16 protein-coding genes are annotated in these 20,495 nt (G+C 71.5%); 8 read left to right on the top strand and 8 right to left on the bottom strand.

The genetic code is table 11. From position 1 onward, the window contains the following. Positions 1-2: 2 nt before the first annotated feature. From SM450_RS12825 to SM450_RS12840, 4 genes are all read right to left on the bottom strand, one after another. Positions 3-1,622: a cellulose binding domain-containing protein gene (locus SM450_RS12825; protein WP_474619931.1), complete on the bottom strand. Its 1,620-nt coding sequence runs from the start codon at positions 1,620-1,622 to the stop codon at positions 3-5. A gap of 110 nt (positions 1,623-1,732) precedes the next feature. Further along, the gene (locus SM450_RS12830) at positions 1,733-2,221 is read right to left on the bottom strand and encodes a MarR family transcriptional regulator (RefSeq protein ID WP_474619932.1); all 489 of its coding nucleotides are present in this window, start codon (positions 2,219-2,221) and stop codon (positions 1,733-1,735) included. An 8-nt stretch (positions 2,222-2,229) separates the two neighbouring features. After that, positions 2,230-3,477 (bottom strand): FAD-dependent oxidoreductase, encoded by a 1,248-nt coding sequence (locus SM450_RS12835; RefSeq protein WP_474619933.1) that lies wholly within the window; start codon positions 3,475-3,477, stop codon positions 2,230-2,232. Between the two features lie 42 nt (positions 3,478-3,519). Next, positions 3,520-6,381 (bottom strand): AfsR/SARP family transcriptional regulator, encoded by a 2,862-nt coding sequence (locus SM450_RS12840; RefSeq protein WP_474619934.1) that lies wholly within the window; start codon positions 6,379-6,381, stop codon positions 3,520-3,522. A 186-nt stretch (positions 6,382-6,567) separates the two neighbouring features. On the opposite strand from SM450_RS12840, the gene SM450_RS12845 reads away from it, so the two are divergent. After that, a complete protein-coding gene (locus SM450_RS12845) occupies positions 6,568-7,422 on the top strand; it encodes a hypothetical protein (protein WP_474619935.1) in 855 nt (284 codons plus the stop codon). Between the two features lie 194 nt (positions 7,423-7,616). On the opposite strand, the gene SM450_RS12850 is transcribed toward SM450_RS12845, so the two are convergent. Then, positions 7,617-8,399 (bottom strand): class I SAM-dependent methyltransferase, encoded by a 783-nt coding sequence (locus SM450_RS12850; RefSeq protein WP_474619936.1) that lies wholly within the window; start codon positions 8,397-8,399, stop codon positions 7,617-7,619. Between the two features lie 48 nt (positions 8,400-8,447). Between SM450_RS12850 and SM450_RS12855 the strand changes: the two genes are divergently transcribed. The 6 genes from SM450_RS12855 (at position 8,448) to SM450_RS12880 (ending at position 13,286) form a co-directional block, all read left to right on the top strand. Next, a complete protein-coding gene (locus SM450_RS12855; RefSeq protein ID WP_474619937.1) occupies positions 8,448-9,020 on the top strand; it encodes a TetR/AcrR family transcriptional regulator in 573 nt (190 codons plus the stop codon). A gap of 60 nt (positions 9,021-9,080) precedes the next feature. Next, positions 9,081-9,464 carry a PadR family transcriptional regulator gene (locus SM450_RS12860; RefSeq protein ID WP_474619938.1) on the top strand — a complete coding sequence of 128 codons (384 nt, stop codon included), beginning with the start codon at positions 9,081-9,083 and terminating at the stop codon, positions 9,462-9,464. Further along, positions 9,461-10,357 carry a hypothetical protein gene (locus tag SM450_RS12865; protein WP_474619939.1) on the top strand — a complete coding sequence of 299 codons (897 nt, stop codon included), beginning with the start codon at positions 9,461-9,463 and terminating at the stop codon, positions 10,355-10,357. The genes SM450_RS12860 and SM450_RS12865 overlap by 4 nt, the downstream gene beginning before the upstream one ends. A gap of 293 nt (positions 10,358-10,650) precedes the next feature. Then, complete coding sequence (locus tag SM450_RS12870; RefSeq protein WP_474619940.1) at positions 10,651-11,766, top strand: helix-turn-helix domain-containing protein; 1,116 nt, start codon at positions 10,651-10,653, stop codon at positions 11,764-11,766. 166 nt (positions 11,767-11,932) lie between these two features. After that, entirely contained in the window at positions 11,933-12,097 is a 165-nt protein-coding gene (locus SM450_RS12875) for a hypothetical protein (RefSeq protein WP_474619941.1), read from the top strand. Then, positions 12,084-13,286 carry a helix-turn-helix domain-containing protein gene (locus SM450_RS12880; RefSeq protein WP_474619942.1) on the top strand — a complete coding sequence of 401 codons (1,203 nt, stop codon included), beginning with the start codon at positions 12,084-12,086 and terminating at the stop codon, positions 13,284-13,286. The genes SM450_RS12875 and SM450_RS12880 overlap by 14 nt, the downstream gene beginning before the upstream one ends. A gap of 72 nt (positions 13,287-13,358) precedes the next feature. Here the strand turns inward: SM450_RS12880 and SM450_RS12885 are convergent, their stop codons facing one another. The 3 genes from SM450_RS12885 to SM450_RS12895 form a co-directional block, all read right to left on the bottom strand. Next, complete coding sequence (locus SM450_RS12885) at positions 13,359-14,564, bottom strand: nitroreductase family protein (protein WP_474619943.1); 1,206 nt, start codon at positions 14,562-14,564, stop codon at positions 13,359-13,361. A gap of 89 nt (positions 14,565-14,653) precedes the next feature. Beyond that, on the bottom strand, positions 14,654-15,904 hold the full coding sequence (locus SM450_RS12890) for an amidohydrolase family protein (RefSeq protein ID WP_474619944.1): 1,251 nt from the start codon (positions 15,902-15,904) through the stop codon (positions 14,654-14,656). Next, entirely contained in the window at positions 15,901-16,881 is a 981-nt protein-coding gene (locus tag SM450_RS12895) for a hypothetical protein (RefSeq protein WP_474619945.1), read from the bottom strand. Before SM450_RS12895 ends, SM450_RS12890 begins: the two co-directional genes overlap by 4 nt. A gap of 425 nt (positions 16,882-17,306) precedes the next feature. Here SM450_RS12895 and ileS point away from each other — a divergent pair, with 425 nt between their 5' ends. Then, positions 17,307-20,426: an isoleucine--tRNA ligase gene (gene ileS / locus SM450_RS12900; RefSeq protein WP_474619946.1), complete on the top strand. Its 3,120-nt coding sequence runs from the start codon at positions 17,307-17,309 to the stop codon at positions 20,424-20,426. Positions 20,427-20,495 lie beyond the last annotated feature (69 nt).

A 20,495-nucleotide genomic window follows, 5' to 3' on the forward strand; every position in this document is an offset into this window, starting at 1 on the left:
GCTCACCGGCAGGGGACGCCGTTGAGCGAGAAGCTCGTGGGGGCGGCGTTGCTGCCGCTCCACGTCGCCTGGAAGCCGAACGAAACGCTCGCGCCGGCCGCGATCGTGCCGTTCCAACTGGGATTGCGGATCGTGACGGCGGAGCCGGACTGGGTGTGGGTGGCGCTCCAGAGCGTGGTGATCCGCTGGTCACCCGGGAACGTGAAGGTCAGGGTCCAACCGTTGACGGCGGTCGTGGTGGTGTTCTTGATCGTGACGTCGGCGACGAATCCACCGGACCATTCCGACTGCTTGTGGTAGGTCACCGCGCAGGTTGGGCTGGGTGCCGGGTCGGCTCGGACCTCGTTCGTCGCGATCGACACGTTGCCTGCCGCGTCCCGGGCCCGAACGTAGTAGCGGTTGGGCCCGGACGGCGCGAGTGCCACCGTGTAGCTGGTGCCGGGCACGGTGGCCACGAGCGTCGAGACGAAGACCCCGTCCCAGCGGTAGACGTTGTAGCCGGTCACTGCGACGTTGTCCGTCGAGGGCGTCCAGGTCAGCTTGGCGGACGTGGTGGTCACGTCGCTTGCGGTGAGCGTCCCCGGGGCGCTCGGCGGCACGGTGTCGGGGCCGGTGTCGGTCGCCGGGGTGATGATGGTGAGCGGGTCCGACCACTGTGAACTGTGCCCGCCCGAGTCGCTGGCCTGCACCATGAATCGATACTGCGTGGCCGGCTTGAGGGTGACCGTGGCCGTGGTGACGTTGCCGACCCGGACGGAGTCCCCCAGGTCGTAGAACGCCTGAAAGTATCCGAGCGTGTATCCGGTGACGTCGCAGCAGCCGGGCTCGGCCGCCGTCCAGGTCAGGGTGACCGACGTCGTGGTGATCCGGCTGACCGCCAGGTTCCTCGGCGCGGTCGGTGGCAGGTCGGCCGGGGGCGTCGAGTCGGTCGCGTCGACCGTGTTGGACGCGGCCGACAGGTTGCCCGCGGCGTCCCTGGCGCGTACGTAGAACTGGATGTGCGGGCCGGGTCCCGTGGTGGCCGACGGCGGCAACTGGTACGTCGTCGACGTGGTGGTGCCGAGCAGCGTGGAGGTGAACCAGCCGTCGAACTTGTAGACCTGGTATCCGGTCACGCCGATGTTGTCCGGCGCGGCCGACCAGTAGAGCGTGCCGTTCCGGTTGGTCAGGTTCGTCGGCGAACCCGGTGGCACGGTGTCCGGGCCGTTGTCGGTGGCCGGCGCCACCACGATGATCTGGTTCGACCAGGGGGAGGCGTGTCCCACCGAGTCCTTGGCCGCGACCCTGATGTGGTACTCGCGGGTCGGCGAGATGGTGAGCGTGGCCGTGGTGACGTCTCCGACAGTCGTGGTCGGGATCACGTCGCTGAACGGCTCGGGGTACATGATGGTGTAGTTGGTGACGGCGCAGCAGCCGGCGGTGGCGGCGGTCCAGCTCAGGGTGACCGACGTCGAGGTCACCTGGGTGGCCGTGAGCAGCGTGGGCGCTGTCGGTGGCGCCGGTGAGATCGGCGGGGTCGCCGGCGGGACGCTGGCCAGGGCCGACAGGGTGCCGGCGTCGGCCGCGGGGGTGGAGGCCAGGACCACACCCAGGATCCCGACCGGCAGTACGGCGGCAGCCACGACCAGCGGCCACAAGCGACGGATCAACCTTGCGGGACCAGTGACCACCATGGCTGAACGATGTCGCCAGAGATAGACGTACGTCAAGGTGTTGTTCGGCAGATGAGAACTCAGGCGGGCCGCTGCGCGGTGTCGTCGTCGCGGAGGCGGTCCAACTCGGCGAGGTACATCGCCTGCATGTGGTCATGGTGCCGGACCAGCAGCCGGATCTCCTCGACGCGGTAGCCCTCGATGAGCTGCCGCGCCCGCTCGGCGAAGCGCTCGTACGGGCGCTCGATCTCGGCGATCCGCTCGGGCCGCGGGGTGACGATGACCCGCCGCCGGTCCGCCGGATCACGCTCGGTCGTCACGTAGCCCGCCTGCTGGAGCCGGCGGAGCATGCTGGTGACCGCCCCGGTGGTGAGGTTGGTTCGCTCGGCGATCTGCCCCGCGGTGGCGGATCCGGTGTCCGCGACGTGGTCCAGGCACTCCAGGTCGCTCACGGTGAGGCCCAGTCGCTCCGCGATGGCGTACCGGAACACCATCGACAGCCGCGACGTCTCCCGTCCGGCGCGCATGAGGTCGGCGATCGCGGAGGCACGGGCCGGCTCGTGGGACATGCCCGCAATCATGCCTCCGGAACGGTGACCCGGTGCAGCCGAGGTAACACGCGGGTCAGCAGCCAGTGCGGTGCGGCGGCTTCTCCGGTGAGGCGGCGCATGAGCGTGGCGGCGGTGTCGACGGCCCGGAAGGCGTACGGCACCATCTCGTCCTGGTATTTGGCGATGGCCGCCTCCACCGGCGTGCCGCTCGTGCGGGCCTCGACCAGCCGACGGCCGAGCAGGGCGGCGTCGCGCAGCGCGGTGTTGCCGCCGTGGGCGCCGAACGGCGGCATGACGTGTACGGCGTCGCCCATCATCGTCGCCCGGGGCACCGCCCACAGGCGTGGCCGCCGGCCGGTGGCGAAGAGGTTGAGCACCGTGGCGTCCAGCTCGGCCGTGTCGACAAGCCGCCGGACCAGCGGGTGGAAGTCCGTACTCATCCGGGCCGCCAGCTTCCACAGCGTCCGCAGGTCCCCGCGGGCGCCGACGGGCAGTTCCTCCCGCCGGAGCAGCAGCGCCCACATGACGTAGTCGTCGCCGGTGGGCGCGTAGCTGCCCGGGGCCAGGCGCGCGAACGCCTCCGCCGGGCTCTCGCCGAACCGCATGGAGGTGAAGAAGAAGGCGCGGCCCGGCCGGTCGGCGATGGCCAGGACTCCGCTGGTACGCAGCGCGTCGGGGATGACGCTCGCGCCGTCGCGTCGCAGCGGCGACCGGCCGTAGATGCCCACCATCGGGGTGTCCGAAGGGTCGGCGTCCGGCATGAGCTGCGCGCGTAGCGCGGAACCGACGCCGTCCGCGCCCACCACGACTGTTGCCGGGGCGGCCCCGCCGTCGGAGAACCGCAGCCGTAGCCCGGCCGGGCCGTTGTCGTCCACCGCGATGGCGGCCTTGCCGTAGTGGATGCGCCCGTCCAGCCCGGCCTGCAGGATCGACCGCAGGGTCAGCCGGTCCACCTGCCGGGTCGCGTGCGGGTCGTCCTTGAAGGTGATCGTGAAAGCGTCCCGCAGCCGGCTGTCGGTGAAGCGCAGGTGCCCGCCGGGTTCGTCGCCGGTGGCGAGCGCCAGGCGGTACAGCGGGCGGGGCAGGCTCTCGCGCAGCGCCGCCAGCCCGTACCGGTCGAGGATGATCCGGTAGCCCTGCCGCCTGACGAAGGGGCCCGGGTCCCGCTCGTAGATGTGCACGTCGACGCCGGAACGCAGCAGGTAATGGGCGAGGCAGAGGCCGGAGAGCCCGGCGCCGGCGATCGCTACCGAGAAGCCTGTCGATATGCTCATTCGGTTATCTTAATCACTAAGATGATTTCCGCGCACGCCAGCTCACCAACCGAGCCCGTCGCCGCCCGCCGACGCCGCCGGGACGGCCGGGGCGGCCAGCTTGAGGCGGGGGCGGTCGGCGTCCGGATGGCGCAGCTCGTCGAAGATCGTCAGCGCCTCCCGCCACGCCCGGCGCGCGGCGTCGAGGTCACCGGCGGCCCGCAGGCTGTCGCCCAGGTTGTCCAGCACCTCCGCCTCGTCGTACCGGTCGCCGAGTTCCCGGTGCAGCGCCAGCGCCCGCCGGTAACAGTCCGCCGCCCGGTCGTGGTCGCCCAGGCCGTGCCGGACGTAGCCGAGGCTGTCCCAGGTGAGCGCCGCGCCGTGCCGGTCGCCTGTCTCCTCGTGCAACCGCAGGGCCGCCTGGCAGCAGCGCAGCGCCGGCCCCGGCTCGCCGAGCCGGGCGTGCATCCAGCCCAGATTGTTGAGCGCCTTGGCCTGCCCGACCCGGTAGTCGGCGGCCCGGTACAGGTCGAGGGCCAGCCGGGTCTCGTCGAGCGCCGCCCGCAGCCGGCCCTGCCGCGCGAGCACCCAGCTCACCCCGAGATGCGTGTGCGCCCGTCCGGTGTCGTCGCCCAACTCGCGGTACAGCTCCAGGTCGCGTCGGTAGTGCCGGTGCGCCGCCTCGTGCTCGCCCGACCAGGTGCAGGCGATGGCGAGACCCCGGTGCGCCAGGGCCTGACCGGCCAGGTCACCCCGGCGCAGCGCCGACGCCAGGGCGGTCCGCTGCGCGGCGGCCAGCTCCGGCCAGTGTCCGCTGCGGTCGAGGTACGTGGTGAGGGCCGCCGCAAGCGTCCACGCGTGCCGGTCCAGGCCGGTGCCCGCGGCCTGCTCCACACACGCCAGCAGGACGTGGTGCTCGGCGGCGAACCACGCGGTAGCCCACGCGTGTTCCGGGCGGTCGCCCACCGTCACCCCCGGCTCGGGCGGCGGCAACGCGGCCGGCCGCGCCAACCGGTACGGGTCGAGTAGCTGGTCCGCCGCGTGCGAGGCGTGCAGGTAGTGGTCGAACAGGCGGCGTCGGGCGGCGTTCCGCTCGGCCTCCGGGTCGGTGCCGCGACACAGTTCCGAGGCGTACGCGCGGAGCAGGTCGTGCATCGCGTACCGGCCGGCGGTGCGCTCGGTGAGCAGGTTCGCCCGGGTGAGGTCGGCAAGCGGCGGGCCGATCCGAGCCGGCGGCAGGCCGGCGAGGCTGGCCATGGCCGCCTGCCCGGCGTCCGGGCCGGGGTGCAGCCCGAGCAGCCGGAACAGCCGTGCCGAGTCGGCGTCCAACGCCCGGTACGACCAGGAGAAGACCGCCCGCACGTCGGTCGTGGGGTCGCCGGTGGCCAACGCGGTGAGCCGGTCCGGCTCGGTGTCCCGCAGTCCGGCGGCGAGCGCCGCCAGCGGCACGGCGGGCTGCCCGACGGCGTGGGCCGCGACGACGGCCAGGGCCAGCGGCAGGCCGGCGCAGTGGCGCACGATCTCGTCCAGCGCCGCCGACTCGCGGCCGGCGCGACCACGACCGAGCCGACCGGCAAGCAGCTCCCGGGCCTCGGCCGGCGGAAGCAGATCCAGCGTCACCGGGTGGGCCCCGGCGTTGACCACCAGGCCCGTGAGCCGGTTGCGGCTGGTCACCACGACCAGGCTGCCCGAGGATCCCGGCAGCAGGGGCCGCACCTGCTCGTCGTCGCGGGCGTTGTCGAGCAGCACCAGGACCCGGCGGGCCGCGAGCAGGGTCCGGAACAGGGCGGCCTGCCCGGGCAGGTCGGTGGGCACCCGCTGGGGCGGCACGTGCAGCGCCTCCAGGAAGCCGCGCAGCGCCTCGCCCGGCGACACGGCCCGGCCGTCGAGGTCGAACCCGCGCAGGTTGACGTAGAGCTGGCCGTCCGGGTAGCGGTGCGCGACCCGGTGGGCCCAGTGCACCGCCAGGGTGGTCTTGCCGACCCCGGCGGTGCCGGCGATGGCGGAGATGACCACCGCCCGGCCCGGACCGACCTCGCCGCCGCCCCGGGCTGCTCCGGCCGGATCGGCGGGCAGCAGCGCGTCCAGTTGCCGGAGCGCCGCCACGCGGCCGGTGAACCAGGCGGGGTCGCCGGGAAGCTGCGCCGGAGGCGGACCGGTCGGCTCCGCGGGGGCGGGCTCGGCAGGCGTCCGCCCGCGCAGCACCCGCAGGTGGGCGCCGCTCAACTCGGGGCCGGGCTCCACGCCCAACTCGTCGACGAGGTGGCGGCGGGTCTCGGCGTAGAGCCGCAGCGCGGCGGCCTGCTGGCCGCAGCCGGCCAGGGCGAGCAGATACCCGGCCACCAGCGGCTCCCGCAGCGGATGCTCGGCCACCAGGGGGCGCAGGGCACGCGCGGTCGCGGCGAACCGGCCGAGGCCGAGTTCCACGGCGGCGAGCCGCTCGTACGCGAGCAGCCGCTGTTCCTCCAGGCCGGCGGCGGCAGCGTCGACGAAGGCGCCGGCCGCGCCGGACAGGGCCGGCCCCCGCCACAGCGCCAGGCCGTCGCGCAGCAGTCGCGCCGCCTCCACCCGCCGGCCGGCCGCCTCCTCGGCGCCGGCCCGCTCGACCGCCACGGTGAACTCGGCGAGGTCCAGTTCGGCCCCGCGTACGGTGAGCCGGTAGCCGCCGCCCTGGGTGGTCAGCAGTTCGGCGGCGCCCGCCTCGCGCAGGGCCGCCCGGATCCGGGAGACGCAGACCTGCACCTGGGTCCGGGCACTGGCCGGAGGGTCGTCGGCCCAGAGCGCCGACACGACCTGCCCGAGAGCCACCAGCCGGTCGGCGTTGAGGAGCAGCAGCGCGAGCACCGCGCGTTGCTGAGGGCGGTCGATGGGAAGGACCCGCCCCCCGGCGGTCACCTGGACGGGGCCGAGGACGGACCACCGCATGGCTTCCTCGTCAGTCGTGATCGGACGACCACAGTCTATGGACGGCGCGGCCGGCACGGCCGGCGCCAAGCCGTCGGATAGCGGACGGCAAGCGGCCCCGCCCAGGCTCTCCTCAGCCGACGGGCCCGCGGGTCCGTCGGGAGGCGGGCCGGCGCGGCGTCGGCCGAGGCGGACAGGGAGAGCGACATGCGAGCAATCAAGGGGCGGGGCGTGTTGACGGCGGTCGTGTCGACGGCTGCGGTGGTGGCCGGCATGGGCTGGGCGGCGCCGGCCTCGGCGGCGCCGGCGGGGTTGGAGACGGTCACCCAGTCGGCGGCCGACAGCAGCGCGGACAAGTCGGCGCTCGCCTCCTGCCCGACCGGCAAGGTGGTCACCGGGGGTGGCGGCTTCCTCCCCGCCGGCTCGTCGGCCGCCGGGCGCGTCGGGCTGGACCGGCTGGAGCCGCTGGCGAACGGCACCGGGTTCATCGCGACCATGCGGGAGGTGGGCCCGGTCAACTTCGCCGGCGACTGGGGGCTCCAGGCCCTCGCCCAGTGCGCCACCGCGCCGGCCGGATACCAGGTCGTGGCCGCGACCGGGGCGGTCGGGACGGAGTACGTCACGGCGAGCTGCGGGACGAAGAAGGTCATCGGCATGGGTGGGCGGATCAACAGCGGCCTGGGCGACGTCGTGCTCGACCAGGTGGTGCCGTCGTTCGACCTGACGTCGGTGACCGTCCGGGCGGTCGCGGTGCAGGGCACCTCGCCGGCCGGCTGGAGTGCCACCTCGATCGCGGTCTGCGCCAACGGGCCCGCCGGGCTGGAGCGGGTCGTGACCATCGGGACGAGCGCGAGCAACTCGTCCGACAGTGGCCTCAAGGCGTGCCCGGCCGGCAAGGGCCTCTACGGCGCGGGCGCGGACATCAACGCCGGCAACGGGCAGGTGCTGCTCACCGGGGTCAACATCACCGGGGGGAACACCGCGCGGGTGCGGGCGGACGAGGACGCCGACGGCTTCGCCGGCTCGTGGAGCCTCAACGGATACGGCATCTGCGGGAGCTGACCCCGGGCCGGGGCCGCCGGTGGCGGCCCCGGTCGCCGGCCCGGACGGGGCGGACGTCACGGTAGTCATCGTGGGCGGCTTCGGCAGCGGTCCGGCCCGGTCAGTTCCCGGGCATTCGGCAACCGGCACGTATCGCGCGCGAGGTGGAACTGACGCGCCAGGCGCCTTCTGCCGTGGCGAGCGGCGTCGCCGGGTTACCTGCGGACGGCGGTCAGGCGCCAGGTGGCATAGGCGAGGGTGACGTCGCCGTCGACCGCGGGGGTGATCGTCGACAGGATCTCGGCGAGATCATCCGGTGGCAGGCTCGCGAGGCCGCCGGACGTCGTGATGAGTTCGAGCAGTTGGTCCGGGGTGTAGGTGCGCTGCCAGTCGTAACGACGGATCTCGGGTTCGGCGAAACAGCCGGACGCGCGGACTCCCTCGGCGGCGCGGTCGTAGAGGGCGCGGTAGCCGTCGAGAATGGAACCGGTCGGCTGTTGATAGGGCAGGTTCGGCACCGCCCGGCGTAACCCGTCAGCGAGCGCTGTGGCAATCGGCGACGGCAGTTCGTAGACGTGGCCGAACGGCGCGAGGACGCCGCCCGGGCGCAATATCTCGGCTGCCTTGGCGGCTCCGGCGACCGGGTCAACCCAGTGCCAGGCCGTGCCGGAGACGATCGCGTCGAAGGTGCGGCCGGCGGGCTCCCACGCCTCGAAGGTCGCCACCTCGACGTCGATGCCGCTCGCGCGGGCGAATTCGGCCATCCGAGGGTCGGGCTCGACCCCGAGGACCGTACGCCCGGCGGCGCGGATCTGGCGGGCTGCGATCCCGGTTCCGCAACCGACGTCGACAAATGCGGGGCCCGGTGCGGCGGCGACGATGTGCTCGATCAACGCATCCGGATACGGCGGCCGACTGCGGTCGTAGCGCCCGGGGTCGTTTCCGAACGACTCTGCGACGCGGCGGGCCTCGTGTGGTTGCGACGGTAGAGTGACCATGTGCCCACTCTAATGGGCGATCGCCCATTAACGAAGCGGGAGCCTTCCATGCCGACCGGCGTAGCTCTGCGCGATCCGCGCCAGCAACTGTTCGACGCGGCCGTGCGGGTCCTCATCCGCGGCGGCGTCACGGCGTTGACCAGCCGCGCGATCACCGACGAGGCAGGAGTCGCCAAGGGCGTGCTGCATCGGCACTTCGCCGACTTCGACGCGTTCCTGGTCGATCTGGTGCTCGACCGCATCGCGCGGGTGGAGGCGAAAGGTGTCGCACTCCGCGACGCGGCCGGGACGGGGACGGTCGCCGGCAACCTCACCGACGTGATGTTCGAACTCTTCGAGCCGGTCATGTCCGCGATCATCGCGCTCACCATCGCCCGCGACGAGCTGCGCAACCGCCTGCGCGCGGCCGGCACCGCCCGGTTTCCCCTGGTGGGCGAGGCGGTCGCCGCGGTGGCCGGTTATCTGGCGGCCGAGCGCGACCTCGGCCGGATCGCCGCCGACGCGGACGTGCGGGTGCTCGCGCCGACCCTGATCGGCGCCGTGCAGCTCCTGTTCACCGAGCACCGCGGCGATCCGCCGGTCGAAGAGGTGCACAACGTCGTGGCGAGCGTCCTGCGCTGACGCGGTGGGCCGGAGCGGGCCACCTTGGCCAGATACTCATGTTGCTTGTATATTCAGCTCATGCGATCAACCTCGCGTCCCGCGCTGCGGGAACCGTCGTACTTCGTTCTTGCTGCCCTGCTCGGTGGCCCGCTCCACGGCTATGCCGTGATCAAGCGGGTCACCGAGCTGTCGGACGGACGGGTGACCCTCGCCGCCGGCTCGCTCTACTCGGTGATCGACCGGCTGCTCGGCGAGGGCCTCGTCACCGCCGACGGTGAGGAGATCGTCAACGGGCGCGCCCGTCGCTACTACCGGCTCACCGACGAGGGCTACCGCCTGCTCGCCGAGGAAGCCGACCGGCTCGCCCGGGCCGCCCGGGTGGTCATGGACCGCCTGCCGCACCGGGGCTTACCGCAGGGAAGCACCCGGCAACCTTCTACCGCGAGGATCAGACCAGCATGAGTTCCGATGTTCTGGAGAAGCGCTACCGGATGCTGCTGCGGGCCTATCCGGCCGGTTACCGGCGCGAACGCGCCGACGAACTGATCGACACGCTTATCGGCGACGAACCGACCACCCGCCGCTGGCCAAGCGTCCGGGAGACGGCCTCGCTGATCCGGGGCGCCCTACGGGTACACGGCGGCAACGCCGCGCCCCGGCCCACCGCCGTGCTGCTCTGGCAGGGCATCCACCTGGGCGCCATGGCGGTGCTGGCACTCGGCGCGCTCATCGGCCTGGACGACCTGGTCGAGGCGTTCCAGTTCGGTGGGCTCTCGGACCCCCTGACCGCCCTCCGGGACCAGGGCGTCCACGAGGTCATGGTGGGCGCCGCGCTAGTGGCGCTCGTCGCGGGCCGCACCCGCACCGCTGCCGTCCTGGTGGTGGCCGCGGCGGTGGTGCCGACCGTGATCTCCCCGTACCTCTTCCTCAACGGCCTGCCGCAGTGGTGGGCGCCGGTCGTCGCCGCGCCCCTGATCGTGGCGGGCCTGCGTCGTCCGGCGGACGTGCCGCCGGCGCCCCGGGGCAACGCCGTCCTGGTCACCGCCGGCATCCTCGCCCTGCACCTGATCTCCGCCGACGGCCTCCGCATGGTCGACACGGGCGCCCGGATCGGCGCCGCCGCCCTGGTGATCGTCGGATTGGCCGTCTTCCTCTGGGTGGCGACGGCCGACCAGCGGCTGCTGATCGCCGTCGCGCCGACCCTCCTGCTGGGCACGCTTCACCAACTGGGCAACATCGAGTCGGCGGGGGAGTTGCTGCGCCGGCCCGACGCCCTGCCGTCGCTTGTGGTCGCGGTCCTCATGACGGTCGGCGCGGTCGTCTCGACCCGGCTGCGGCAGCGCACCCGCGCCTGACCCAGCTTTCGTCGTCCCGCTGGCGGCTGCGTGCCGCAGACGCCCATACCGTTCCACTCGTGCCGCACGCCGGCCATGGGTGGAACGGTATGGACGTCTCGGAGCGCTTTTGACGTCCATAGCGTTCCACTCGTGCCGCGGCCCGCAGCCGCTGCCAGCGGATATACCTCCCGTGGCCGAGACGGGCTCGTGGCATTACATAGCGTGGTGGACAGGTGTACCGTCCGATGTGGCGACCCGTGGGGATCAGATCAGCGGGACCGCCGGCCCAGCCCGCTATCTGGGAGTACGCCATGTCGCCCATTGCTGATCCGCGCTTCGGAGCGGAGCTTCGCCGGTTGCGCACGGGGGCGCGGATCTCGCTTCGCGCCCTGGCGCATGTGGTGTATCAGAGCAAGAGTCAGCTTCATGATCTGGAGGCCGGGCGGCGGCAGCCGAGCGGTGACGTGGCGAAACGCCTGGATGACGCTCTCGGCGCTGGCGGTCGGTTGATCACCTTGGCGGAGCCGCCTGAGTTGCCGGCCGATGGCGCTGATCGCATTGCGTTCGCCGTTCGTCATCCGACACGGACCGATCCGGCCACGGTCGACGCGCTCGCGGATCTGCTGGCCAGCCAACGGCGTCTGGACGATGTCCTGGGTGCCGCCGCTGTGGTGCCGGCGGTGCAGGCCAACCTGGATCTGGTGAGTCATCTGGCCGGTGAGGCGCATGACGACCTGCGCGGCAGATTGGTCGACCAGGCTGCGCAGTGGGCGCAGTTCGCCGGTTGGTTGGGCATCGCCGCCGGTGACTACAGCTGGTCGCGGCACTGGTTGAACCAGGCGTTGGAGTGGACCGTGGAGAGCGGGCATGATGCCCTGCTGGGAACGGTGCTGTCCTTCCGTGCTGACCTGGCCGGGCAGACGGGGGACATCGCTGCCCTGCTGGGCGTGACCCGAGCGGCGTTGACCCGGCCGGGCATGTCCCCTGGGCAGCTTGCCTACGACCACTATCAACTGGCCCGGGCGTACGTCCTGGCCGGTGACCAGCGCGCGGCGATCAACACGACGGTGGCGGCCGACGAACGGGCGATTGCCGCGTTGGAGTACAGGGGCGAGATACCGCCGTGGGACTACTACCGGGATCGGGCGTTCTTCGACCTGGAGGCCGGGACCACGCGGGCGGTGTTGGGGCAGCACGAGCAGGCGGTGGAATTGTTGACCGCCGGCCTGGACGGTTTGGAAGCCGACTCGGCTTCGGCGGACTGGACCGGCACCTACGTGTGCCATCTGGCCGGTGCCCAACTCGCTGTCGGCGCGCGGGACGGCGCCTTCGAGTCGGTGGAGCGGGCGCGGTCCATCGCTGTTCGGAACCGGTCCAGCCGGTTGTCCGCTCTTGTCCGCAGCCTGTCCGCGTCCATGGACGCGTGACCGGACGCGCGCTTCCTGGAACGTCACCCCTGCTCGTTCAATGCTTTGACCAGGGCAGATCACGTTCGGTCACGGTTGTCGCCGGAGTGTGACCCGCCTGGAGTCGGGCGCGGCGGTGCCGGTCCCTGCCGAGCATGCCGTCGTGCCCCTGCCAGCGGAGGTAGGGATGAGCGAGAAGACCCCGTCGGGGAGCCGAGGCGAGGAGATCCAGGAGGCCGAGCGGGAGGCCGCGCGGCGGCGGCTTCTCCAGCAGGCCGAGGAGGATCGGATACCGGCGGAGGAGACGACTCGGGCGGTGCCGGACCGGCGGTGGCGCCGTGGACAGCAGTGACCTGCTGCCGGTCGGCCGGCGGGTGGCGTACTGGCGTGGCCGGCGCAAGCTGTCCCAGCAGATGCTCGCCGATCGGCTGGGCAAGTCGAAGAGTTGGGTGGACAAGGTCGAGCGGGGTGTCCGGTCGCTGGACCGGCTGTCGACCCTTCGGGAGATCGCCGCCGCCCTGCGGATCGACACGGCGGTGCTGCTCGGCCGCCACGCCCAGCCGGCCGGGGTGATCGAGCGCGTCGAGGGGGTGGAGCGGATCCGCACGGCGCTGTCGACGTACGAGATCGCCCTGGGCCGCCCGGTCGGCCGTGACCCGGTGCTGTCGGCCGAGGCGCTGTCGGGGGAGGTCGGGCACGTGTGGCGCACTTTCCAGTACGCCAGGTATCCGCAGGTGGTCGACCTGGTGCCGCGGTTGCTGGCCGACGCGCAGCGCACCCATGCCCAGGAACCCGGGGCGGGTCGCGCGTTGTTGGTGGAGGCGTACCGGGTGACGGCGTCGCTGCTGATGAAGCTCGGCGCGGTCGATGTGGCGTGGTTGGCCGTCGACCGGGCGATGATCGCCGCCACCGGCGACCGGCTCTCGGTGGCTGCCGCCGCCGTGCAGCTCGGCCCGGTCCTGCGCGAGTCGGGACGGGCGAGACTGGCGACGTCGGCGATGCTTGCCGCCGCCTACCGGATCGCCCCGCCGGTGATCGAGGACGGCACCCCGCACGAGCTGTCCCTGTGCGGAACCCTGCTCGTCCAGGCCGCCCTGGCCGCCTCCCGCGACGGCGACGACCGCACGACGACGACGCTGCTCGTCGAGGCCGCCGAGATGGCCGTACGGGTGGGCGACGGCCACGACCATCACCGGACCGGATTCGGACCCACGGCGGTGGAGCTGGCCCGGATCGTCACCACCGCGGAACTTGGCGACACCCGACAGGCCATCACCCGGCACGAGAAGGTCACCACCCGCGACGGCTGGCGGTGGCTGCCCACCGAACACCGCGCCGCTCATCTGGTCGACGCCGCCCGCGCCCACCTCCACGCCGACGACCCGGTCAACGCCGGCCGCACCCTGACCGCAGTCGACCGCATCGCACCGGCCGAGATCCGCCACCGACCGGCCGGTCAGCGCGTACTCCTTCAGGTCGTCCGCGACCCGCGCGCCCCGACGACGCTCACCGACCTCGCCGCCACCCTCGGAACGGGCTGAGGATGACCGGCCCGGCGCTCGGCAACCCGGTCCGGGCTGGCATCGTCCGCCTCGTCGCCGCTGGGAGGGTCGTCAGGGTAGGACCTCCGGTCGCCCCAGCACCGCCTCGCCGATGACGGGGGCGGTCCGGATGCCCTCTCCCAGGCCCGCCGTCGTGGCGAAGCCACCACCCATCGGGCAGAAGGAGAGCCCACGATCGACGCCTACCAGCGCCATGGCCTGAAGGGCAGCACCGACCTCCTTCAACGCCGTGGCGTAGACGATGGAGTCGTAGGAACGGGCGGGGCGGTCGTAGTCGAGCACGAACAGCACCATCGCCTGAATCGACGTGTGCGGGATCCCCGTCAGACGCTGGGCGAGACCCAACCAGCCGGCAATCGCCGGCGCAGGTCCCGACGCCGGCGCCAGATCATGGCTCACCGCGTCGTACTCGTATGCGCCACGGGCCAGGTCATGGACGGAGGCCGCGATGACGACAGCGGACAGCCCGGACAGCGCCCCACCGGTCGGCACCGAGCGCCACGCCCGCTCACTCGCGACCGTGCGTTCCAGCCGACGAACCCGGAGCGACGCGTCGAGAACGGCGCTTATCTCCGCGCGCCCGATGGGCGTACCACCATGGTCGCGCAGCGTCGACCTGGCGGCGATCGCCTCCCGTAGCGTCATGCCCGCCCCCGGGCGATCGTCATGGCTGAGGGCGATGCGCTCCGCCGTCAGCGGGCGCCGCACCGGATTCTCGATCTCCCAGTGCGCCGTTCCGGTCTTGGCGCCGTACAACCCGAAACTCGTGTCCAGGCGCGTCGCCCCGTGGAAGACCGAGTCGTGGAACTCCCACTCCTCCGGGTGCGGGTTCCGCTCGGTGGCCAGCAGGCCGGCCCGGTTCATCAGCTCCAGCAGTTCGTTCTCCGGATCGGCGTCCACCTCGACCTCCGCCCGGGCGATCAGCCGCGCGGCGAACTCGACGGCCCACGTCGAGGTCAGGACGACGCGATCCGCCGAACCACCGCCGGCGAGTTCAGGCCCGTCGGGGCCGAAGCGCATGTGGGTCGCGGGCCGGGCCCGGACCGGTCGGGTCCACGGGTACGCAGGGGAGTGGCGCACTCGACGGGCACCCGGTTCATGCCGGGCGAGGACCTGCTCGGCGCGGACGACCTCCGCGGCGAGGACGCCACGGGCGTCGAGTGTGGCCAGCTCGTCGCAGGCTGCCCGGGAGAGGTCCCGGGCAGCCGCCGGCCCGCTGACGGCGGTGAGGATCTCGCGGCCGACGTCGGGTGGCATGCGGACCACCATCCTGCGCCCGCTGTGGGTCAGCGCGAGGCCGTCGTGGTGCGGCTCGATGGTCCATCCCGCCGCGGGAACCCAGCGCCTCATCGCTTCGACCCGATGGGCGGAAGCACCGTTCCCGGCGCGGCGGACATCGGAACTCCCTGGAGCCGCGACGGTGTGTCCATCCGAATGAGACGACCGCCCTGGATCACGGCCTCGACGTCTCTGCACGCGGAGATGTCGACGAGCGGATCCGCGCGCAGCAGAACGACGTCGGCCACCGCGCCGTCCCGCAGGGACCCCAGCTCCGGGCGACGGAGGGCCTCTGCCGCCCCGCAGGTGGCCGAGGCGAGCGCCTGGTGCGGGGAGGCGCCCCACTCCACCATGGTTTCGAGTTCGGCCGGCAACGAGTCGAAGCCCACGCCTGCGACTCCGGCGTCCGTCCCGGCGATGAGGGTGACACCTGCCGCCACAGCTCGCTCGAAACTGCGCCGTGCCTCGGGGAGCTGGCGGACGGCCCGCTCCACCAGCTCTCTGCCGCCCTGTCGGATCCAGAGCTGCGGCTGCCTGACGATCGACTGGAGGGCGACACCTGTGAAGCAGAGGGCGGTGCCCTGCTTCGACATCGCGCCGGCGGTGGCCTCCGATATCGCGAAGCCGTGCTCCAGGGTGTCGCAGCCGGCTTCCACCGCCGCGTCGATCGAACGCTCGGAGAAGTTCGCGTGCACGGCCACGGGAACGCCCAACCAACGGGCCTCGGCGATCGCCTCCCGCAGCTCCTCCGGCCGCAGCTCCATCCGGCGCGCCGCGCTCCGCATCATCAGCTTGATCACGTCTGCCCCGTCGGCGGCGTTTCGACGCACGAGCGCGCCGATGGATCCGGGTCCTTCGGACTCGACCCCGAGCCAGCTTCCGTGCCCGCCGACGGCGGTGATGACCGGGCCGGCGACGAATGGCCTGGCGCCGACGAACAGGTGCCTGGCCCAGGCCTTGCGGATGGAGTATCCGAGGTCACGCGGCGCACCCAGGTCGCGAACCGTGGTGATCCCGCTCCGCAGCGCGGTCGCCAGATTGGCGACGGCCGTGAGTGTCATCGTGGTTGTCGAGATGTCCGACCAACTCGACGCGGTCCTACCGTGAGCGTCGCTTGTCGCATGGACGTGCATGTCGATGAGGCCGGGTACGGCGAACAGGCCGGTGCCGTCGAGACGCGGGAGATCAGAATCCGCCGTGGTGCCTGTGCTGACTGTTCCAGAGGTGATCGACAACGGGCGGCGGGCGGTGGTGCCGGACTCCGGATCAACGACCGTGCATCCGGCGATGGCGAAGTCGGTGGTCGGCGGGGCTGTCAACAGGGTCCTCCGGTGACGCGGGCCGATCGCGCTGCTTCGCCGTGCCATCCCCGTGCGACCGACAGATTCACGGCAAGAGCCACCAGTTCGTCTGCCTCGTCGCGACGGCCGGCCGTGTGAAGCCAACGCGCCAGCTCCGTCAGCGCGAGGATCCGGGCACCCAGGTAGGCGTGCCGGCCGGTGCCCGTGTCCGCGTGGGACGTCATCGCGTCTGTCGCCTGGCGCACGGCGGCGCGCAGCCACAACTCCGGGTCCGGACCGATGCCGACAAGTGCTTCGAGCGCGTTCGCCTCGTCTTCGGGCACGTCGTGGGAGGCGGCGAGGGCGATGCCGGGCGCGAGGTAGGCGTAGACCGGCTCGCGGTGGGCTCCGGTGAGCCGGACGTGATCGAAGTACCTCTTCGTCACCTGTAGGGCGGTTCGGGCCGCGTCGTGACGTGCGGCGGCGAAAGCCTGATGCGACAGGATGAAACCGAGCTGGCGGAACGCCTTGGCTCCGCGTTCGGTGTCGCTGCCGGCGCGGATCTGGTCGATGAGGTCCGTCGCGCGCTCGTAGGAGGACGAGGCGTCGGCGACGTCACCGGAGATCAGTTGGACGTATCCCAGGTTGTGCCACGACTGGGCGGCGGCCATGAGGTCTCCGACGCGCAGGCGTGCGTGAATGGCTTCGCCGAACTCGTCGACGGGCGGGTCCTCGTCGAAATGGTGAAATCGCCATACGCCGAGGGAGTGGCAACATTCGGCGAGGGTCGAGAGATCGCCCGAGTCTCGGAGCAGTGATCTGGCTGTTTCCGCCAGCTTGATCGCGTCCGCCCCCCTGCCCTGTTTCTCCACCGCCCACGCCGTGTTGAGCAGCGCTCTCCCTTCACCCACGACATCCGCGGACGCGCCGCATTCCGCAGCGGCGCGGGAGAACCGTTCTTCCGCCTCGACGTATCGAGTGGGATCATCCAGACCCAACTGAGCTGGCGTGAACAAAAGCAATCACCTCGGCCCCGTCGACTGATTACTTACTGATCGGCGTCGATCATATCGTTCCGGGGGGTGGTTCACGAGGGTGTGCGGGTGGCCCTCCGGACTCCGCTGTGGACGCCAGGTGCGCCGGGCCTACCGCATCTGGCGGCGGGGGCCGATCGAGGGGCGGTGGGCTACACTGGCCCGGAAAGGCGTCGAAAGGGACGAGTACCACTGCACGCAGCCAGGAGAGACCCGGGGATGGTGGAAGCTCGGGGGCGTGCGCAGTGGGAAGATCACCCCGGAGCCGTCGGAAGAAAGGCGTCGCGCCGAGTAGACCCGACCGCAACTCAATGAGAGGGCCGCACCTGTGGCCAAGGAGGGTGGTACCGCGGGGCTCCGGCCTCGTCCCTCCACCGAAGTTCGGTAACCGCTTCGTTGGAGGATCCATGTACCGCCCTGTTCCCGCGCAGGCGAACTTTCCGGAAATTGATCACGGCATCCTCGAATTCTGGCGTGATCGCAAGGTCTTTGCCCTCAGCCTGGAAAGATCTCAGGGTCGGCCGGAATGGGTCTTCTACGAAGGGCCGCCCACGGCGAATGGCAAGCCCGGGGCGCACCACATCGAAGCCAGAGTGTTCAAGGACGTCTTTCCCCGTTACCAGACCATGAAGGGCTTCCACGTCGCGCGGAAGGCTGGTTGGGACTGCCACGGACTGCCGGTCGAGCTGGCAGTCGAGCGCGAACTGGGTTTCTCCGGTAAACGCGACATCGAGGCCTTCGGCATCGCCGAGTTCAACGCCAGGTGCCGCGAATCGGTGACCCGGCACACCGATGAGTTCGCCCGGCTGACCGAACGCATGGGCTACTGGGTAGACATGGACGACGCCTACCGGACGATGGATCCGGAATATATCGAGTCGGTGTGGTGGTCACTCAAGCGGATCTTCGACAAAGGGCTGCTGGTCGAGGACTTCCGGGTGGCGCCGTGGTGCCCGCGTTGCGGGACCGGCCTCTCCGACCACGAACTCGCCCAGGGGTACGAGACGGTCACCGACCCGTCGGTGTTCGTGCGGTTCCCCCTCACCTCGGGACCGCTGGCCGGCCAGGCTTCCCTGCTCGTGTGGACGACGACTCCCTGGACCCTGGTGTCAAACGTCGCGGTGGCGGTCAATCCCGATGTCACCTACGTCGTGGCGACCGACGGCCAGGAGAAACTCGTCGTCGCGGAGGCGCTTGTCGGCGCTGCCCTCGGCGACGGATGGACAGTCGTCGGCGACTCCTTCAGCGGCAAGGACCTTGAGCGCTGGACCTATCAGCGACCGTTCGAACTGGTCCAGGTCGAGGATGCGAACTTCGTCATCCTCGGCACGTACGTGACCACCGAAGACGGCACCGGTCTGGTGCACCAGGCGCCGGCGTTCGGCGCGGACGACCTGGCCGCGTGCCGGGCGTACGACCTTCCGATGGTCAACCCGATCCGCCCGGACGGCACGTTCCAGCCCGAACTCGCGCTCGTCGGCGGCGCCTTCTTCAAGACCGCCGACGCCGTCCTGGTGGCGGATCTCGCCGAGCGGGGACTGCTCTTCCGCCAGGAGCCGTACGAGCACAGCTACCCACACTGCTGGCGTTGTCACACGGCGCTCTTGTACTACGCCCAGCCGTCCTGGTACATCCGCACCACGGCGATCCGTGAGGCGCTCCTGCGCGAGAACGACGCCACCACCTGGCAGCCGCAGAACATCAAGTACGGCCGGTACGGGGACTGGCTGAACAACAACGTCGACTGGGCGTTGTCCCGGAGCCGATACTGGGGCACGCCGTTGCCGATCTGGCGCTGCGCGGACGACCACCTGACCTGCGTCGGCTCGTTGGCCGAACTCAGCGAGCTGACCGGAACGGACCTGTCCGACCTGGATCCGCACCGGCCCTACATCGATGACATCACGTTCGCCTGCCGGTGCGGCGCCGACGCGCGGCGGGTCCCGGAGGTCATCGACGCGTGGTACGACTCGGGCTCGATGCCCTTCGCGCAGTTCGGGTATCCGCACAAGAATGTCGAACTCTTCGAGAAGCGGTATCCCGCGAACTTCATCTCCGAGGCGATCGACCAGACGCGCGGATGGTTCTACACCCTCATGGCGGTCGGCACCCTGATCTTCGACAGGTCGGCCTATGAGACGGTTGTCTGCCTGGGGCACATCCTCGCCGAGGACGGCCGCAAGATGTCCAAGCACCTGGGCAACATCCTCGAACCCATCCCGCTCATGGACGAGCACGGCGCCGACGCGGTGCGCTGGTTCATGGCCGCTGTGGGCTCACCGTGGTCGGCCCGGCGCGTCGGACACAACACCCTTCAGGAGGTCGTCCGCAAGACGCTCCTGACCTACTGGAACACCGTGTCCTTCCAGGCGTTGTACGGCCGGGCCGCCGGCTGGTCCCCATCGGCCTCGGATCCCGCGCCGAGCAGCCGGCCGCTTGTGGACCGCTGGCTCCTGTCGGAACTCAACAGCCTGGTACGCGACGTGGACGCCGCGATGGGGCGCTTCGACACCCATGAGGCCGGCCGGTTGCTGTCCACCTTCATCGACGACCTCTCCAACTGGTACGTGCGCCGCAGCCGCCGGCGCTTCTGGCAGGGGGACCCGGCCGCGCTGGCCACCCTCCACGAGACGCTGTCCACCCTGACGCTCCTTCTCGCACCGATCACGCCGTTCGTGACCGAGCGGGTGTGGCAGGACCTGGTGGTCCCGGTCACGCCCGACGCCGCGGAGTCCGCGCACCTCGCCGCGTACCCCACCGCGGACGAGTCCCTGATCGACGCAGAGCTGTCCGCACAGATGCTTCTCGTGCGTCGGCTCGTCGAACTGGGCCGATCGGCCCGCGCCGACTCCGGCATCAGGACCCGCCAGCCGCTGTCCCGCGCGGTCGTGTCGGCGGCAGGTTTCGCCGACCTGTCGGCGGAACTCCTCGCCGAGATCGCGTCGGAGCTCAACGTCGTCTCGGTGGCGCCGATCACCGCCACCAGCGGCTCGCTCGTGGATACGACGGTGAAGGCGAACTTCCGTCCCCTGGGCAAGCGGTTCGGCAAGGCGGTCCAGGGCGTCGCCGCGGCGATTCTCACGGCCGAACCGACCGCCCTGGCCAACGCCCTTCGCGCGAACGGCGAGGCGACGGTCGACGTCAACGGCGAGGCCGTGGTCGTCAGCGTCGACGAGGTCGTCATCACCGAGACTCCACGCGCCGGATGGGCGGTCGCCAACGACGCCGGCGCGACGGTGGCGCTGGATCTGGACATCACGCCGGAACTCCGCCTCGCCGGGCTGGCGCGGGACGTGATCCGCCAGATTCAGGAGGCCCGTAAGTCCACCGGCCTGGACGTCGCCGACCGCATCGAACTCCGCTATGAGGCGACCGCCGACACGCTCACCGCGCTGACGGCGCACCAGAACCTGGTAGCGGACGAGGTGCTCGCCAGCGACTTCGCGGTCGGCCGGCCGACGTGGGCAGATGCGGTGGCCTTCACCGACGAGGCGCTCGGCCTGACGTTCTGGCTGCGTAAGGCGTGACGGCGAACCGGGGCCACGACCGCGCTGCCGGGTGAGCCGGCGGCGTGTCGTGGCCCCGGCGGTCCGCCG

The organism is Micromonospora marincola (assembly GCF_056150385.1).

What these genes read in the sequence shown, in the direction of transcription:
- SM450_RS12845 (WP_474619935.1), top strand. Translation starts at nt 6,568, where the DNA reads ATGCGAGCAATCAAGGGGCGGGGCGTGTTGACGGCGGTCGTGTCGACG.
- SM450_RS12835 (WP_474619933.1), bottom strand. Translation starts at nt 3,477, where the DNA reads ATGAGCATATCGACAGGCTTCTCGGTAGCGATCGCCGGCGCCGGGCTC.
- SM450_RS12830 (WP_474619932.1), bottom strand. Translation starts at nt 2,221, where the DNA reads ATGTCCCACGAGCCGGCCCGTGCCTCCGCGATCGCCGACCTCATGCGC.
- SM450_RS12865 (WP_474619939.1), top strand. Translation starts at nt 9,461, where the DNA reads ATGAGTTCCGATGTTCTGGAGAAGCGCTACCGGATGCTGCTGCGGGCC.
- SM450_RS12860 (WP_474619938.1), top strand. Translation starts at nt 9,081, where the DNA reads ATGCGATCAACCTCGCGTCCCGCGCTGCGGGAACCGTCGTACTTCGTT.
- SM450_RS12850 (WP_474619936.1), bottom strand. Translation starts at nt 8,399, where the DNA reads ATGGTCACTCTACCGTCGCAACCACACGAGGCCCGCCGCGTCGCAGAG.
- SM450_RS12885 (WP_474619943.1), bottom strand. Translation starts at nt 14,564, where the DNA reads ATGCCACCCGACGTCGGCCGCGAGATCCTCACCGCCGTCAGCGGGCCG.
- SM450_RS12840 (WP_474619934.1), bottom strand. Translation starts at nt 6,381, where the DNA reads ATGCGGTGGTCCGTCCTCGGCCCCGTCCAGGTGACCGCCGGGGGGCGG.
- SM450_RS12875 (WP_474619941.1), top strand. Translation starts at nt 11,933, where the DNA reads ATGAGCGAGAAGACCCCGTCGGGGAGCCGAGGCGAGGAGATCCAGGAG.
- SM450_RS12855 (WP_474619937.1), top strand. Translation starts at nt 8,448, where the DNA reads ATGCCGACCGGCGTAGCTCTGCGCGATCCGCGCCAGCAACTGTTCGAC.
- SM450_RS12870 (WP_474619940.1), top strand. Translation starts at nt 10,651, where the DNA reads ATGTCGCCCATTGCTGATCCGCGCTTCGGAGCGGAGCTTCGCCGGTTG.
- ileS (WP_474619946.1), top strand. Translation starts at nt 17,307, where the DNA reads ATGTACCGCCCTGTTCCCGCGCAGGCGAACTTTCCGGAAATTGATCAC.